Source organism: Loigolactobacillus jiayinensis (genome assembly GCF_003946445.1).
In the GTDB taxonomy this organism is placed as follows: Bacteria; Bacillota; Bacilli; order Lactobacillales; family Lactobacillaceae; genus Loigolactobacillus; species Loigolactobacillus jiayinensis.
On sequence record NZ_RHOF01000002.1, the window covers coordinates 20,926 to 34,534 of the forward strand.

The window sequence follows — 13,609 nt, forward strand, 5'->3', positions numbered from 1 at the left end:
TATAGTTTAACCGTCTTATGCCACACTCTCGTTCAAGCTAAATAAATTGCCAGTATCGGCTAAACGCTCTATACTTAAGCCACTTCTAAATAAAAACGAGGTGAGACGCATGCAAATCCGTTTTGATGACGCCGCAGTGGCTAAGTTACAACAGCATTTAGTCCCCGGCAAAAAACTTTTATTTACCTTTGAAGATGGTGTTGGCCCGTATTCGCAGCACGCAATGATCCACATGCAAGTTCAATTCTCAATCAACATTATTACTGACGACATGGACATTACTGGTTACGATCAAACAATTACCAGTAATATCGGCGATCTACTAGTTAAGGGCTATTCGATGGATAGTCTCGACGAAAATATGGTGGTCCATTTAAACACTCACTTAAACACACTTAGTCTCTCTGGTGATGGCGGATTAATCGACAATAATCTTGGCTTGATTGATTTCACCGAAGCAGATGGACTTAAAGAAAATCCTGCCCGCTAAAAAAAGCGAGAGTGCGACCTAAGTAAACTTAGATCGCACTCTCGCTTTTTTATTGCCGAACATTATAGTCAAAACGTGTGCCATAAGACAGCTCCTTCCGCTTAGCTACGATCGCCAAATAATCCACTACATGGATTATTCGTCAATCTATGCTAATGCTCAGGAGCTAACCGTCTTATGGCACACTCTCGTTTTTATTATTCAATTAACGCTAATCCGTCAGCGTCTAAAATGCGGAAACGGTTGACCGCTAATTTTTCGATCAAACCAGCATCAGTAAAGTCGCGGAACTTGCGACTGATTGTTTCTGGTGTAGTGCCTAAATAACTGGCAATATCTTTTTTCTTCATTGGTAATTTGAATTCATCAGTTTGATCCCCTGCTGTTTCCAGTAAGTAGTTGGCTAAACGTTCTTCAATCGAAGCAGTGGTTGCTTGGGTTGATTGTTCGGCTACACTAGCCAATCGTTGGCCAAAGGCATTCAAAATATTCAAAGCTAATTGGGGCGAGGTTTGGAGTTGTTTTTGGAAATCTTGACGCCGAATCATGCAGACATCCGTTGCTGCTAACGCTGTGCCAAAGTTTTGGCGCGTACTCGCAGTAAACAGCGCCGCTTCACCATCGAAATCGCCAGGATTCAGCAGATACAGTAGCTGTTCTTTCCCATTTGCCGCAATTTGCGTGATTTTTACTTGTCCGTGCGCAACGATCATCAGTGAGCCCACAATGTCACCAGCCGCAAAGACACTTTCCCCTGATGCGTAGTGGCGATGCTGTACTAGTGGCGCAATTTGTGCGCGCTCAGCGTCAGACAACGTTTGAAAGATCGGAACTAATTTTATGCACTGTTCTGCATGATCTGCATCGTGTACCATGATTTCCGCCTCCATTTATATTTTAGTTCTATTATAGTCCCAAACTAAAATAAAAAAATTGATTGAAATCAAGAATTCCACTTAATGTACATCTATTTGTAATTCCATTGTGTGCCGGCTGTATTGTGAATGATGCCTTTAACCAAAATGACAAAATAGTGCTATTTATAATCCCTATAGTTGCCTATCAATCATTAATTTTCGGCCGCTGAATTTCCCACCAAACTAACCCGGCGATGGCGATCAGCAGCACCAATAAAATGACGAAGCCGCCTTCGAAACCGAAGCTACCACCGTTAACTAAGTCAAAGCCTAAATGTGATGTGGTCTTCAGCACTAGTGCATCACTAACCCCGCCAGAAACAGGCACACCAAACAGTGGCCCTTCCGCAAAATTCCAAGCACTATGAAAAGCGATGGCGACCCATAGGTTATCAAAACGCAGCCGTAACAGCGTTAGCAGAATACTAAAGGCTAAAATATTGATAAACGCCAATCCGTTAATACCAGTATTCATTAAATGTAAACCGGCAAAAACCAGTGAATTAATAATGATCACAACATAGACACGCTCAGTTTTTAATAATTTACCGACCATATAGCCGCGAGTTAGTAATTCTTCACTAATCGCCTGAATCACGTAACCAACAAATAAAATTAATAACCAAAACCAAGCTTGAGTGTGTAAAACGACATGAACTGACGCTGCATTGAGACCTAAAGTTCCCAACCAAACTAAGGTAAAGAAGAATAAGCCAGCAAGATAACCCAAGCCACAGTAGCGAAACCATTTTTGCCGTGGTAGTGGCAAGACTTGTGGATCGCGGCGCCGATAATAGAAATATAGTAATAGCACTAAAATACCTGTACTGAATAATTGTGTTGCTACCGCACCTAAACCTTGATTTAACACTGCTATGTGCCGTAAAAGTAGGTACTGGAGTAGTAGCGTCAGTAATTGCGCCAAAATAAACCAGCCTAGCGCAATCAAGATTACTTGCACAATTTTTTTAACGTGTTGCATGTTTTTCCTCCGTCTAACTAGTGTGTGTCCATTTTTAGCGCACTCTATACTTTTATATACAAATATTGCGTGAACTAATTTCTGATACACACTAACTTTGGCCAAAATTGACCCTTAACTAGCTTACGCTAAATATGGGGTGTTGTGCAATTATTTTTTATTTAATCGTAATATTAAAATAACGCAATAAAATAAGACGCCGCAACAAAATTCGTTTTAGCGCCTTACTGTTAATACGTTGTATTGGTGTAATACTGCGTCACAGCACCATCTGTGTCGTAACTCGTGCTGTTATCATCGTTAAAGAAAGCAGCATTTAATTTGTTCAAACGTGTATTTTGATTACTCAACGTTTCCTTAGATAAGCCTAACTGAGTTCGTAATTCATCAGAAACTGACTGCAAGGTTTCCGTCGATGGTACTTGATAAGAACTCCCGTTAATCGTTGCCGATTTTTCTTCCAATTGCTTTGAAGTCACATTATCTAAATTACCGCGATAATCAGTTGCTAATTTTACTGCGTCATCTAACGTAATATCCGTACGTAAATAAGGTTCCAATTCCTTCATTAACGTATTGTACTTAGTAATGCCGCTTGGTGTCGCCAATTTTTTCAAAACAGCCATCATTACTTGTTGCTGGCGTAATTGCCGGCCATAGTCACCACGTGGATCTTGATAACGCATCCGTGAATAGGCCAAAGCTTGCTTCCCGTTTAAATGGTGCTTGCCTTTTGTGATCGTCGTGCCGTCAAATGTGACATCAATTGACGTTGTGATCGTTATGCCATCAACGGCGTCAACAATTTTCTCTAATCCGCCCATGTTGATCGCCGCATAATAATTAATTGGTACATTTACTAATTTTTTAACACTAGCTTTAGCCATTTTTGACTCGCCAATATTGTAAGCTGCATTTAACTTTTGAACGTTTAATGACTTAGTACCAACCATCTCTGCCATCGTATCGCGGGCCACACTATAAACTAATGTCTTGTGTGTGTTCGGATTTATCGTAACCACCATGATCGTATCGGAATTACCACGACTGATACGGCCATCAGCGCCCGTATCGGCACCTAGCAGCAAAATTGAAAATGGCTTTTTCTGCTTAATTGTCGTATCATGCTTGGCACCATTATTGTCATAAATCTTATTAAACGTTGACTGTGTTTGGTGCCACATCATACCAAAAACTGCACCAACCCCAATGACTAACAATGCAACGATCGTCAATGTAATTTTCAAACCTAAATGTTTGCGTTTTTTATTGCCGTGCTGATCACGCCGTGTTTGCTGATCCATTTTCCCCTAACCTACCTTATATTAAAGTCACATCATCATTAGTTTAACCGTTTTTAATCGGTATAGCTGTAACTTTTTAACAAATTTAATCTTTTACTTGGAAAAAATTACTATACGTGGTATTTTATAGCTAACGTTAACCGTAAAAATAAACAGGTTAACGAAAAAGGAGTGCCTCTTATGCACATCAAAACGCACGATATTACTTACATAGCGATCACAATTGCGGTAATCATTATTCTTGGTTATATTCCACCAATTCCAATCGGCCTAATTCCTGTACCCTTGGTCTTACAAAATATGGGTATTATTTTAGCCAGTTTGTTATTAGGTCGTAAAAATGGTAGCTTCGCCGTTGGTTTGTTCGTCGTGCTCGCCTTTATCGGCTTCCCCGTATTATCCGGTGGCCACGGCGGTGCAGCCGTTTTTGTTGGCCCCACTGCTGGCTACATCTACGCTTGGTTGGTGACACCTTTCCTATTAGGAACCTTGTTGCGCGGCCATCACTATTTAGGTTGGGAAATTGGTGCCACCATTTTGATCGGCGTTTTATTTATCAATCTCTGCGGTGTACTTTGGCTCAGCTTCACAACCAATTTAGCGTTACCCAAAGCGATATTAGCGGGCTTAGTCTTCATTCCTGGTGACTTGTTAAAATCAGGCGTAGCAATTGCACTACACCGGCGCTTACGGCAATTAAATATGGTGCCAGAAAGTTGAGCGCGCTGATTTATGGTCTAGCGCTGGACGCAGCTGGCCGTTGCCAACATTATCACACTGATAATGACATCGTGGCTAACAAATGTGCACAGTGTCAGCAATACTTTGCCTGTTACCACTGTCACGATGCTTTGCGTGATCATCATTTTGTGCCGCTACCAACTACGACCACCGGAAAAGTCGTTTGCTGCGGTAATTGTCAACACGAACTGACCTGGAGGCAATACCAAACTGGCGCGTGCCCTTTTTGCCAGCATGCGTTTAATCCCCGCTGCGCATTACATCACGCTATTTATTTTACAGCGTCAAAATGATTTTACCGGTATGTTCATTTAGTAAGGCCTGATAGGCTGCACGGCCATCCGCTAAGGAAAATTGTTGTGCAGCTGTTAACTGAATTTTACCAGCTTGAAAATAACTAAATAGGCGCTGGCTGCGTTTCAAGCGCGCTTGACCACTATCTAAATAATCCCATAAATCGCCTGTCAGTAGACTTTTAGAACTATTTAACATTTTCACTGGATCAAGTGGTGCTGGGTCACCAGCGGCCATACCGAAGAAAACAACTTTACCGCGTGGTTGTACGATAGCTAAACTATCCGCTAAGGTTGCGCCTACACCGTCATATACCGTCATGATCGGCGTTCCAACTTGGACCTGTTTTATCCAGTCGTCTGTTCGCAAGAAAACTTGTTGCGCGCCTTGTTTTAATGCCAGTTGTCGTTTCGTTTCGCTACCGGTAACGCCAACCACATTAATGCCATCAGCAGTCAACATTTGCGCTAATATTTGGCCCACACCACCAGTTAAACCATGTACAAAAACAGTGGTCCCCGGCTGATCACAACCTAGATCATGGGCTAAGAAATCAGCAGTTAGGCCCTGTAAGGCGATGCTAGCCGCTAATTTAAAACTGATTGTATCTGGTAACGGAATTAATTTTTCTGGCTGTGTAACGACATATTCTGCCTGCGCCAACGGCACGTCAGCAAAGAAAACCCGCTGCCCAACCTGATACTCAGTTACAGCCGTCCCAACTGCAGCAATCACCCCAGCACCCTCGTAACCATTAATATAAGGGGTATGCGGCGCAATATGATAATTGCCACGCAAGCGATAAATATCGGCAAAGTTTAAGCCACAGGCCTTGATCCTAATTAAAACTTGATCATCGTGTGGCTGCGGTTGCGGTAGCTCACCGTACTTCAGCTGTTCCACCCCACCGAATTGCTCAAAATATAAAGCCTGCATTGCTCGTCATTCCTTTCTGAATAATTCCCAGTATAGCATGGCACAAAAAAACCAGCGTATGGGCTTACGCTGGAAAAAGGAGTTGGGTTTTCATCACTTTGGGGAAATGATGAAAAATTAAGTTTTGGGTTAGGGATTTAGGTGGGGTCCTTCATCTCTATGTAGACTACTATACCCACAGAATATGAATAATGCGTGATGAAATCAGTGTATTAAATTGAAAAAATGCTTATAGAAAAGTAAAGCTTCACATTGAAGCAAATAAAAAACCAGCGTATGGGCTTACGCTGGAAAAGGAGTTGGGTTCTCATCACTTTGGGGAAATGATGAAAAATTAAGTTTTGGGTTAGGGATTTAGGTGGGGTCCTTCATCTCTATGTAGACTACTATACCCACAGAATATGAATAATGCGTGATGAAATCAGTGTATTAAATTGAAAAAATGCTTATAGAAAAGTAAAGCTTCACGTTGAAACAAATAAAAAACCAGCGTATGGGCTTACGCTGGAAAAGGAGTTGGGTTCTCATCACTTTGGGGAAATGATGAAAAATTAAGTTTTGGGTTAGGGATTTAGGTGGGGTCCTTCATCTCTATGTAGACTACTATACCCACAGAATATGAATAATGCGTGATGAAATCAGTGTATTAAATTGAAAAAATGCTTATAGAAAAGTAAAGCTTCACATTGAAGCAAATAAAAAACCAGCGTATGGGCTTACGCTGGAAAAGGAGTTGGGTTTTCATCATTTTGGGGAAATAATGAAAAATTAAGTTTTGGGTTAGGGAATCAGGTGGGGTCCTTCATCTCTATATGGACTACTATACCCACAGAATATGAATAATACGTGACGAAATAACAAGATTAATTTGAAAATTACTAAATAATAACAAATACGCAAACGTAATCGCCAGTGTGCATATTTCTTTCTTTACATCGTTGATCTCGCTTAAACTTGGATTAGAACAACGATTAAGGAGGTTCCAACTATGCCTTGGAATATGCGCGACTACCCTACCTCAATGAAAAACTTGCCTGAATTGGTCCGTAAAAAAGCAATCGATATCGGCAATGCCCTTTTAGCAAGCGGTTATCCTGATGAGCGCGCGATCCCTATCGCCATCAGTCAAGCCGAAAAGTGGCACGATAATGCTAGCAATCAAGAAAAAGCGGCCTACCGCAAAGAAGCAAACCCAGCAAAACATGACCAACACGAACAACGTAGTAATCCAGAACTAATTGATGCTAATGAAATCGTCCGTCATCAAGAAGACGGCTGGGCGGTAATGGCAGAAGGCGCAAAACAAGCCAGTGAAGTGCTTGCCAGCAAGGAAGCAGCCATTAAGCGTGCCCGCGAGATTGCCCGCAATAAAGATTCAGCGATCAAAATTTATCGTAAAGATGGCAGCCTACAAGATGAAGTCACACCACGGAAATAGTTTGACTAAAAAAATCCCATTACATGGGATTTTCTTTTTTATTAATACCTTTAAGCCACTTGATCAGATTTTGGGCAACTTGTTTTTGTTGTGCTTGATTACTGATTGTGGCGGTGTGATCGCCTTTTTGTTTACCATAATTACCAAAACCAGCGTGATTACCACCTTTGATCTGCACATACTTAGTCTGCTTAGGTAAATTGCGCTTTGCTTTGCGGTAAGCGGATTGGTCCAATACACCATCCCGACTAGCTGTGATCGATAAAACTGGTAGAACCGTCGAACGCAGGCTACCCTTCGCATCCGGATAGCTGGCAAGGAAGAAGACACCCTTTAGGCGCTCTTGATTTTGTTGCGCATAGCGACTAGCAATAACACCGCCGAGCGAATGACCGCCAATCACGTAATCACGCTTAGATTCCTTCAACACGTGATCAGCCTTGTTGGGTGCCAACACGGCAAGATCCATGGGAAAGCGCACGATATAAACCGGATAACCCGCGGCGGCTACTTGCTTAGCCCAAACACTATAACTAGCTGGTTCTACTAATGCACCAGGATAAAAAACGACCATTGGTGTTGTTGTTAATTTACTTTTGAAAATTAATTCTGGCTGCGTCGTACTGGCCTGTTTAGCAGCTGTTTCAGCGGCTGGCTGGGGCTGATGAATTTGACTACGCAAATAAAACCAGCCACCAGACAACAAAACTAACAATGCTACAACGACCCCGAGCAGAATTTTGGTGCGCTTTTTCATGAAGTTAACCCCTCTTAACGATATACTTCATGATACCATATTCACCAGAAGCCGTAAGTTGAATCAGGGCTTTGTTAAGCTTAATTTAAGCGATTAACCATAATAATAAATAAATCACTAAGGCACTAAATAAGCCGACAGTTACAATAAAACTAGCGGTCAAACGTAATTTAAGCTGATATCGGCTAAGTGGGTCATCTAATTCTGGCACAATCAGGTGGTGCCGGCGCAAAATAATATCGGCAAACAAACTAGTCAGCCAAATGAATACTGCGTTCAATATCCAGATAGCTTCGTGAATTTTCCCAATTAGAAATTGCCTGCCGCGACACATTTAATTTCACAGCAATAGCCGCTTGTGTTAAATTCTGCTGCTGGCGACATTGCTGCAACTGCTCACCAATAATCATTAGCATCCCGCCTCATGTTCACAATCTAAGTATATAAAGCTATCCTCTATTTACCTCGCAAATTCGTTTGACAAACTAGTTTTGCAGGCATAATCTTTGCTAAAATAAAGATAATTACTAAATGCGGGGTTTACTCATGAAAATCATTATCGCCCCAGCTAAGAAAATGAAAATTGACACTGACTCATTTGCTATCGCGGCCTTACCCCAATATTTAGCTGCCACGCAGCAAATCTTAGCCAGCATGCGCCAGCGCTCTTTCGCTGAATTACAAACGTTATGGCAATGCAATGACAAATTAGCCCACAGTAACTATGATTGGCTGCAACAACTTGATCTCCAGCAACAACTAACACCAGCGCTGATCGCTTTTAGTGGTATTCAATATCAGTACATGGCCCCAGATGTTTTTTCCGCGCCAGCATTAGCTTACGTTCAAGCTAATTTACGGATTCTCTCCGGTTTTTATGGTATTTTGCGGCCCTTTGACGGTGTCGTTCCCTATCGTTTAGAAATGCAAGCGCGCTTAACTGTCGGTCAAAGCGTCAACCTATATGATTTTTGGGGTGCGAAACCCTATCAGGCACTACAAACCCAGCCAGAACCCATCGTTAATTTAGCCTCACAAGAATATGCTAAAATTATTCGCCGTTATCTGCAACCAAACACTGAAATGGTCGATATCATTTTCGGTCACTGGATCGATGGTAAAATCAAAACGCGCGCCACCTTAGCTAAAATGGCGCGCGGCGAAATGGTTCGTTTTATGGCGGAAAACAAGGTTCAACAACTCACTGAATTACACGAATTCACACATTTAAGCTACCATTATATGCCTGACTTATCGACACCAACTAAATTAGTTTTTCTTGACTAAACTACATACGTTTAGTCTTTTTTATTTGCTCAGCGCGCTTAACTTTATAAAACTTCAGCGTTGCAACAAATATTCGAGTTGCCGTTAACTTTCATTCATGCCTGCCACAAAAAGTTGTGCCAATGACTGATCACTGTAGTAAGTTTAACCGCCACAAACCACACACTAAAATCCCAACACTGACGTTATTTTATACGTCCGCAGCATTAATTTTGAAATGCAACAAGTGTCTATCTATAAGCATTTGTAAAGGCTCGCACGGTAATAAAAGTCTATAATGGACATCCAAAGTAATTGACAAACATAAAAAAATGAGTAAGATAGTTGCATACAAACATTGTAGAATTGGTGGTTTCAGTGGGTATTTTCATTTAGTAAAAATTAGTGAGAGAGATGAGTCGAGTGAAACGTTTTTTGGAACGCCATGTTGGGGCGTTGGTGGCTTGGCTAGTGGTGGTTATTATCGCCCTAGTTGCCATGCCCAATACGACACGATTAATTCGTGAATATGGTCAAACCAAGATTCCTGCATCAGCGCAAAGCCAAGTAGCCAGCGTCATGCAAGACAGTTGGGGCCGTGGACAGGGTAATACGCGGCAAGTTGTTGTTGTTTTCAGCAATGGCAATCATAAATTAACCGCTACACAAAAGGACAATGTTGCCCAGACAGTGCATAAATTACGCACCAATAAGCAGCAGTACCATGTTAAATCAGTCACCGCCGCCAACGATAATGCTGCGACGCGCAAACAACTGATTTCTAAAGATAAGTCAACACAGTTGGTTCAATTAATGGTCAGCAAGAAATCGACCGTTCGTAAAATGAATATCGATATCACTAAAGCAGCTAAAACTGCTGGGGTCAAAACATATGTGACTGGTAGTGATATTCTAACTGATGCTTTCAGTCAAGCAACTGAAGAAGGTATCAAAAAAACAGAGGTTATCGCCGCGATATTCATTTTCATCGTTTTGATTCTCGTGTTCCGTTCACCAATTGTGCCGATTGTCTCTCTATTAACTGTTGGGGTTTCTGTGGTAACCTCGCTTAGTATCGTCATGAACCTAGTCAATTACTTTAACTTCCCCTTATCTTCATTCACACAGGTCTTTATGGTTGTGGTGTTGTTCGGGATTGGGACCGACTATAACATTCTGCTGTACGATCAATTCAAGGCCGAGCTGAGTCAGGGACTCGATTCGGTGGCGGCGACTAAGAATGCTCGGCGAATCGCCGGTCGAACAATTCTGTATAGTGGCTCGACAATTCTCATCGGCTTTACGGCGTTGGGCCTAGCCAAGTTTTCAGTCTACCGTTCAGCCGTCGGGGTCGCCGTTGGGGTCGCAGTCTTATTATTGGTTCTCTTAACGCTGAACCCCTTTTTCATGGCAACCTTAGGTCAGCGGATGTTCTGGCCGATCAAATCCTTTGATGGCGCTAGTAATAGTAAGTTGTGGCACGGTTTGTCTAAACATTCCGTTTTACATCCTTTCATCGCATTAGGTCTCGTGTTGTTGGTGACGTTACCGTTTTTGTTCACTTACAATAACAAGCTTAACTACGATACACTGGCCGAGTTAAGTGATAGTTTACCGGCCAAGCAAGGGTTCAAAGTAGTGCAGGATCATTTCTCTAAGGGTACTGCAGAACCATCGACGCTTTACATTCAAACTAATAAAAAACTGGATCAAGAACAGTATCTGAAGTTAATTGATCAAGTCACACGTAAATTACAAAAAGAAAAAGGTGTCAAAACTGTCGCTTCGGTGACGCAACCTGGTGGTAGTAAAATCAAGGCACTGTACGCAAATCAACAGTTAGGAACGGTTACTAGCGGTATGAAAACTGCTGGTAAAGGACTCAAAACGATCAATAGTGGCTTAAATCAAGCCAGCACCAAACTCGGCCAAAGCAATATGAGTAGTGGCTTAGGTAGCGTGCAACAGTTGATCAGCGGTACCGATCAACTGGTTGATGGCAGCCAGCAACTTAGTAGTGGTACTGGCCAACTAGCCAGTGGTGCGAATACTTTGAGCAACGGTCTCGGTACCTTGAGCAGTTCAACTGGGACGCTAGCTAGTGGTGTAAATCAGTTAACCAGTGGCGCTTACGTCCTACAAAATGGTCTCGGCCAATACACAACTGGCGTTAGTCAGCTAAATAGCGGCTTATCTAAGCTGGCTGGTAGTTCTGACCAAGTTACTAGTGGTGTGCAAAGTTTAGTTAGTCAAAGTAGCCAGCTACCATTAGCTGTCGCTGGTTTGACTGCCTATAATAGTGGCATTGCTAGTGGCGTGAACCAGATCAATAGCGCACTAACTGCTAATCAATCGAAATTAGCAGCCTTGAGCAGTGCGCAAAGTCAGTTACAAAGCCTTAGCAGCCAGAGTGCGACTTTGAAAAAAGAAGTCGCCCAAGCTAAGACAATCGAACCACAATTGACGAAAATGCTCACGCTACTTGATAGTTTACAGGACGCAAAATCGCAAATTAGCGCGCTACAAACGCAAGCAAGTACGCTGGCAACAACACAAAGTACTTTAAAGAGTTCGTTACAACAGATCGGCACCAACGATACCGCCGCAGCAACAGCTGATAAAGCTGTCATCGCCGCAGCACAAAAAATAGTTGATGATACCACCGCGACAGCTGATTCAAAGGCTCAAGCGCAAACGATCATTAAAACGGCTAGTGCAAGCTTGACTAACAACTTATCCGCTAATGGCACAACATTAACGAAGTTACAGCAACAAGCTAGCTCAACCCAGCTACCTGATTTATCTGGCTTAACGACCTTGGCTGATCAATTACCAAGTGACAGCGACATTAGTAGCTTAAAGAGTCAATTATCCGGCATGCAAACCATGCTCAATAATGCTGATTCGTTATTAAGTGAAACCGATAATTTAGCCAGCGCTACCAGCGGCCTCAGCGACTTACAAAGCCAAATGACTACCTTAACGCAGTCGTTGGCTCAGTTACAAACTGCCGCTAATCAAGCTTCCAGCGTCGCTACGCAATTAAATGCTGGCGTCAATGGTAGTGGTGTCGATACGACGAGCCAAAGCACGATCAACGCTACAATCGGTCAATCGCAAATGCTAAGTCAGATCAACCAATTGGCAGCCGGCTTACAACAATATACTGGCGGGGTTGATTCTGCTGCCAGCGGTGCTAGTCAATTAAATGCTAATTCAGCCGCATTAACTAGCGGTACCAGTCAATTAGCTGGTGGGCTCGGTACATTAAGTAGCAAGGTACCTGCTTTGACCAGCGGCGTCAATCAATTAAACAGCGGTGCAACGCAATTAGCTAGTGGTGCCAATCAGTTGAACGCACAAACACCACAATTAACTGCCGGCTTGATTAAAGTCGACAACGGCCAACGTACGATGTACACCACGCTACAAGGCCTAGTTAGTCAAATGCAGACCTTGCATAATGGCTTAGTCGATGCCAGCGGTGGGATTACCAAAGTTAATACTGGCGTTTCCAGTGCCGATGATTACTTAACCGGCCTGAAAAACTCAGCTGCAGCTAAAAACTTCTATATCCCTGCAAATGTCTTGCACGGTAAAACGTTCGCCGCTGCAATCAAGACTTACATGTCTGCCAATAAACACACGACTAAGTTGACGATCGTATTGGATTCCAATCCAAGTTCAGCTAAATCAATGGCACGGATCGATAATTTGCAAACCGAAGTTCAAAACGAATTGAAAGGCACCCCATTATCTGGCGCCAAAGTCGCAATCGGTGGCCAAACAGCTTCGATCTCTGATACGCATCATATTGCCAGCAGCGACTTTACACGGACAGCGGCAATCATGTTGATTGGTATCTTGTTAGCTTTGATCGTGATCACACGTTCAATTCTACAGCCGTTCTACATTTTAGGTACTTTGTTATTAGCCTATGTCACGTCATTAAGCTTGACGCGCTGGGTCAGTACCGCAGTGCTCGGTGAGAATATGCTAACTTGGAACACACCATTCTTCGCCTTTGTCATGTTAGTAGCCCTAGGTGTTGACTACAGTATCTTCCTGATGATGAAGTATCGTGAGTTTGGGCTCACAGAAGGTACTCCAAGTGCCCGCATCATTGCTGCTTCAGGTGTGATCGGTGCCGTAGTGATCTCCGCTGCAATCATCTTAAGCGGAACCTTCGCCGCATTGATTCCATCAGGTGTGTTAACGCTGATTCAAGTCGCGTTAGCTGTCATCATCGGACTGATCATCCTAGTGATTATCTTGCCGGTTGTGATTTCCAGCTTGATCCATCTCACTTATCCGTTAAAAGATAAGTTGAACGACAATATTAAGAAACGTAAGCATTAACCAAAATAAGCTCGCCAACCAGAATGGTTGACGGGCTTATTTTTATACGGTTAATTAACTTGGCGTGCTGGTTCAATTCAAGATATTGCAGCTTCAAACGCGACAACAGGTAAATTCAATGCTAC

Annotated in this window: 12 protein-coding genes; 5 read left to right on the top strand and 7 right to left on the bottom strand. The window is 42.7% G+C overall.

Features of this window, described 5'->3' with window-relative positions:
- Nucleotides 1-109: 109 nt before the first annotated feature.
- On the top strand, nucleotides 110-490 hold the full coding sequence (locus EKM80_RS00905) for an iron-sulfur cluster biosynthesis family protein (RefSeq protein ID WP_125551220.1): 381 nt from the start codon (nucleotides 110-112) through the stop codon (nucleotides 488-490).
- 197 nt (nucleotides 491-687) lie between these two features.
- On the opposite strand, the gene EKM80_RS00910 is transcribed toward EKM80_RS00905, so the two are convergent.
- The 3 genes from EKM80_RS00910 to EKM80_RS00920 form a co-directional block, all read right to left on the bottom strand.
- Complete coding sequence (locus EKM80_RS00910) at nucleotides 688-1,365, bottom strand: Crp/Fnr family transcriptional regulator (protein ID WP_125551221.1); 678 nt, start codon at nucleotides 1,363-1,365, stop codon at nucleotides 688-690.
- Between the two features lie 187 nt (nucleotides 1,366-1,552).
- Nucleotides 1,553-2,389 (bottom strand): CPBP family intramembrane glutamic endopeptidase, encoded by an 837-nt coding sequence (locus tag EKM80_RS00915; RefSeq protein WP_125551222.1) that lies wholly within the window; start codon nucleotides 2,387-2,389, stop codon nucleotides 1,553-1,555.
- Nucleotides 2,390-2,619: 230 nt separating this feature from the next.
- Nucleotides 2,620-3,693, bottom strand: a complete 1,074-nt coding sequence (locus EKM80_RS00920) for an LCP family glycopolymer transferase (RefSeq protein WP_125551223.1) — start codon at nucleotides 3,691-3,693, stop codon at nucleotides 2,620-2,622.
- Nucleotides 3,694-3,873: 180 nt separating this feature from the next.
- Between EKM80_RS00920 and EKM80_RS00925 the strand changes: the two genes are divergently transcribed.
- Entirely contained in the window at nucleotides 3,874-4,413 is a 540-nt protein-coding gene (locus EKM80_RS00925) for a biotin transporter BioY (protein ID WP_318531426.1), read from the top strand.
- A 297-nt stretch (nucleotides 4,414-4,710) separates the two neighbouring features.
- Here EKM80_RS00925 and EKM80_RS00935 read toward each other — a convergent pair whose 3' ends face one another.
- Nucleotides 4,711-5,664: a zinc-binding dehydrogenase gene (locus EKM80_RS00935; protein WP_125551225.1), complete on the bottom strand. Its 954-nt coding sequence runs from the start codon at nucleotides 5,662-5,664 to the stop codon at nucleotides 4,711-4,713.
- A 988-nt stretch (nucleotides 5,665-6,652) separates the two neighbouring features.
- Between EKM80_RS00935 and EKM80_RS00940 the strand changes: the two genes are divergently transcribed.
- On the top strand, nucleotides 6,653-7,102 hold the full coding sequence (locus tag EKM80_RS00940; RefSeq protein ID WP_125551226.1) for a DUF2188 domain-containing protein: 450 nt from the start codon (nucleotides 6,653-6,655) through the stop codon (nucleotides 7,100-7,102).
- A gap of 19 nt (nucleotides 7,103-7,121) precedes the next feature.
- Here EKM80_RS00940 and EKM80_RS00945 read toward each other — a convergent pair whose 3' ends face one another.
- From EKM80_RS00945 to EKM80_RS00955, 3 genes are all read right to left on the bottom strand, one after another.
- A complete protein-coding gene (locus EKM80_RS00945) occupies nucleotides 7,122-7,859 on the bottom strand; it encodes an alpha/beta hydrolase (protein ID WP_125551227.1) in 738 nt (245 codons plus the stop codon).
- A gap of 85 nt (nucleotides 7,860-7,944) precedes the next feature.
- Nucleotides 7,945-8,139 carry a hypothetical protein gene (locus EKM80_RS00950; RefSeq protein ID WP_125551228.1) on the bottom strand — a complete coding sequence of 65 codons (195 nt, stop codon included), beginning with the start codon at nucleotides 8,137-8,139 and terminating at the stop codon, nucleotides 7,945-7,947.
- Nucleotides 8,111-8,269 carry a helix-turn-helix domain-containing protein gene (locus EKM80_RS00955; protein WP_125551229.1) on the bottom strand — a complete coding sequence of 53 codons (159 nt, stop codon included), beginning with the start codon at nucleotides 8,267-8,269 and terminating at the stop codon, nucleotides 8,111-8,113. Before EKM80_RS00955 ends, EKM80_RS00950 begins: the two co-directional genes overlap by 29 nt.
- A 136-nt stretch (nucleotides 8,270-8,405) precedes the next feature.
- Between EKM80_RS00955 and yaaA the strand changes: the two genes are divergently transcribed.
- Together yaaA and EKM80_RS00965 are read left to right on the top strand one after the other, a co-directional pair.
- Entirely contained in the window at nucleotides 8,406-9,146 is a 741-nt protein-coding gene (gene yaaA / locus EKM80_RS00960) for a peroxide stress protein YaaA (RefSeq protein WP_125551230.1), read from the top strand.
- 402 nt (nucleotides 9,147-9,548) lie between these two features.
- On the top strand, nucleotides 9,549-13,484 hold the full coding sequence (locus tag EKM80_RS00965) for an MMPL family transporter (protein ID WP_125551350.1): 3,936 nt from the start codon (nucleotides 9,549-9,551) through the stop codon (nucleotides 13,482-13,484).
- Nucleotides 13,485-13,609 lie beyond the last annotated feature (125 nt).

Coding starts and splice junctions, on each gene's coding strand:
- EKM80_RS00905 (WP_125551220.1), top strand. CDS start 110: ATGCAAATCCGTTTTGATGACGCCGCAGTGGCTAAGTTACAACAGCAT.
- EKM80_RS00910 (WP_125551221.1), bottom strand. CDS start 1,365: ATGGTACACGATGCAGATCATGCAGAACAGTGCATAAAATTAGTTCCG.
- EKM80_RS00915 (WP_125551222.1), bottom strand. CDS start 2,389: ATGCAACACGTTAAAAAAATTGTGCAAGTAATCTTGATTGCGCTAGGC.
- EKM80_RS00920 (WP_125551223.1), bottom strand. CDS start 3,693: ATGGATCAGCAAACACGGCGTGATCAGCACGGCAATAAAAAACGCAAA.
- EKM80_RS00925 (WP_318531426.1), top strand. CDS start 3,874: ATGCACATCAAAACGCACGATATTACTTACATAGCGATCACAATTGCG.
- EKM80_RS00935 (WP_125551225.1), bottom strand. CDS start 5,664: ATGCAGGCTTTATATTTTGAGCAATTCGGTGGGGTGGAACAGCTGAAG.
- EKM80_RS00940 (WP_125551226.1), top strand. CDS start 6,653: ATGCCTTGGAATATGCGCGACTACCCTACCTCAATGAAAAACTTGCCT.
- EKM80_RS00945 (WP_125551227.1), bottom strand. CDS start 7,859: ATGAAAAAGCGCACCAAAATTCTGCTCGGGGTCGTTGTAGCATTGTTA.
- EKM80_RS00955 (WP_125551229.1), bottom strand. CDS start 8,269: ATGATTATTGGTGAGCAGTTGCAGCAATGTCGCCAGCAGCAGAATTTA.
- yaaA (WP_125551230.1), top strand. CDS start 8,406: ATGAAAATCATTATCGCCCCAGCTAAGAAAATGAAAATTGACACTGAC.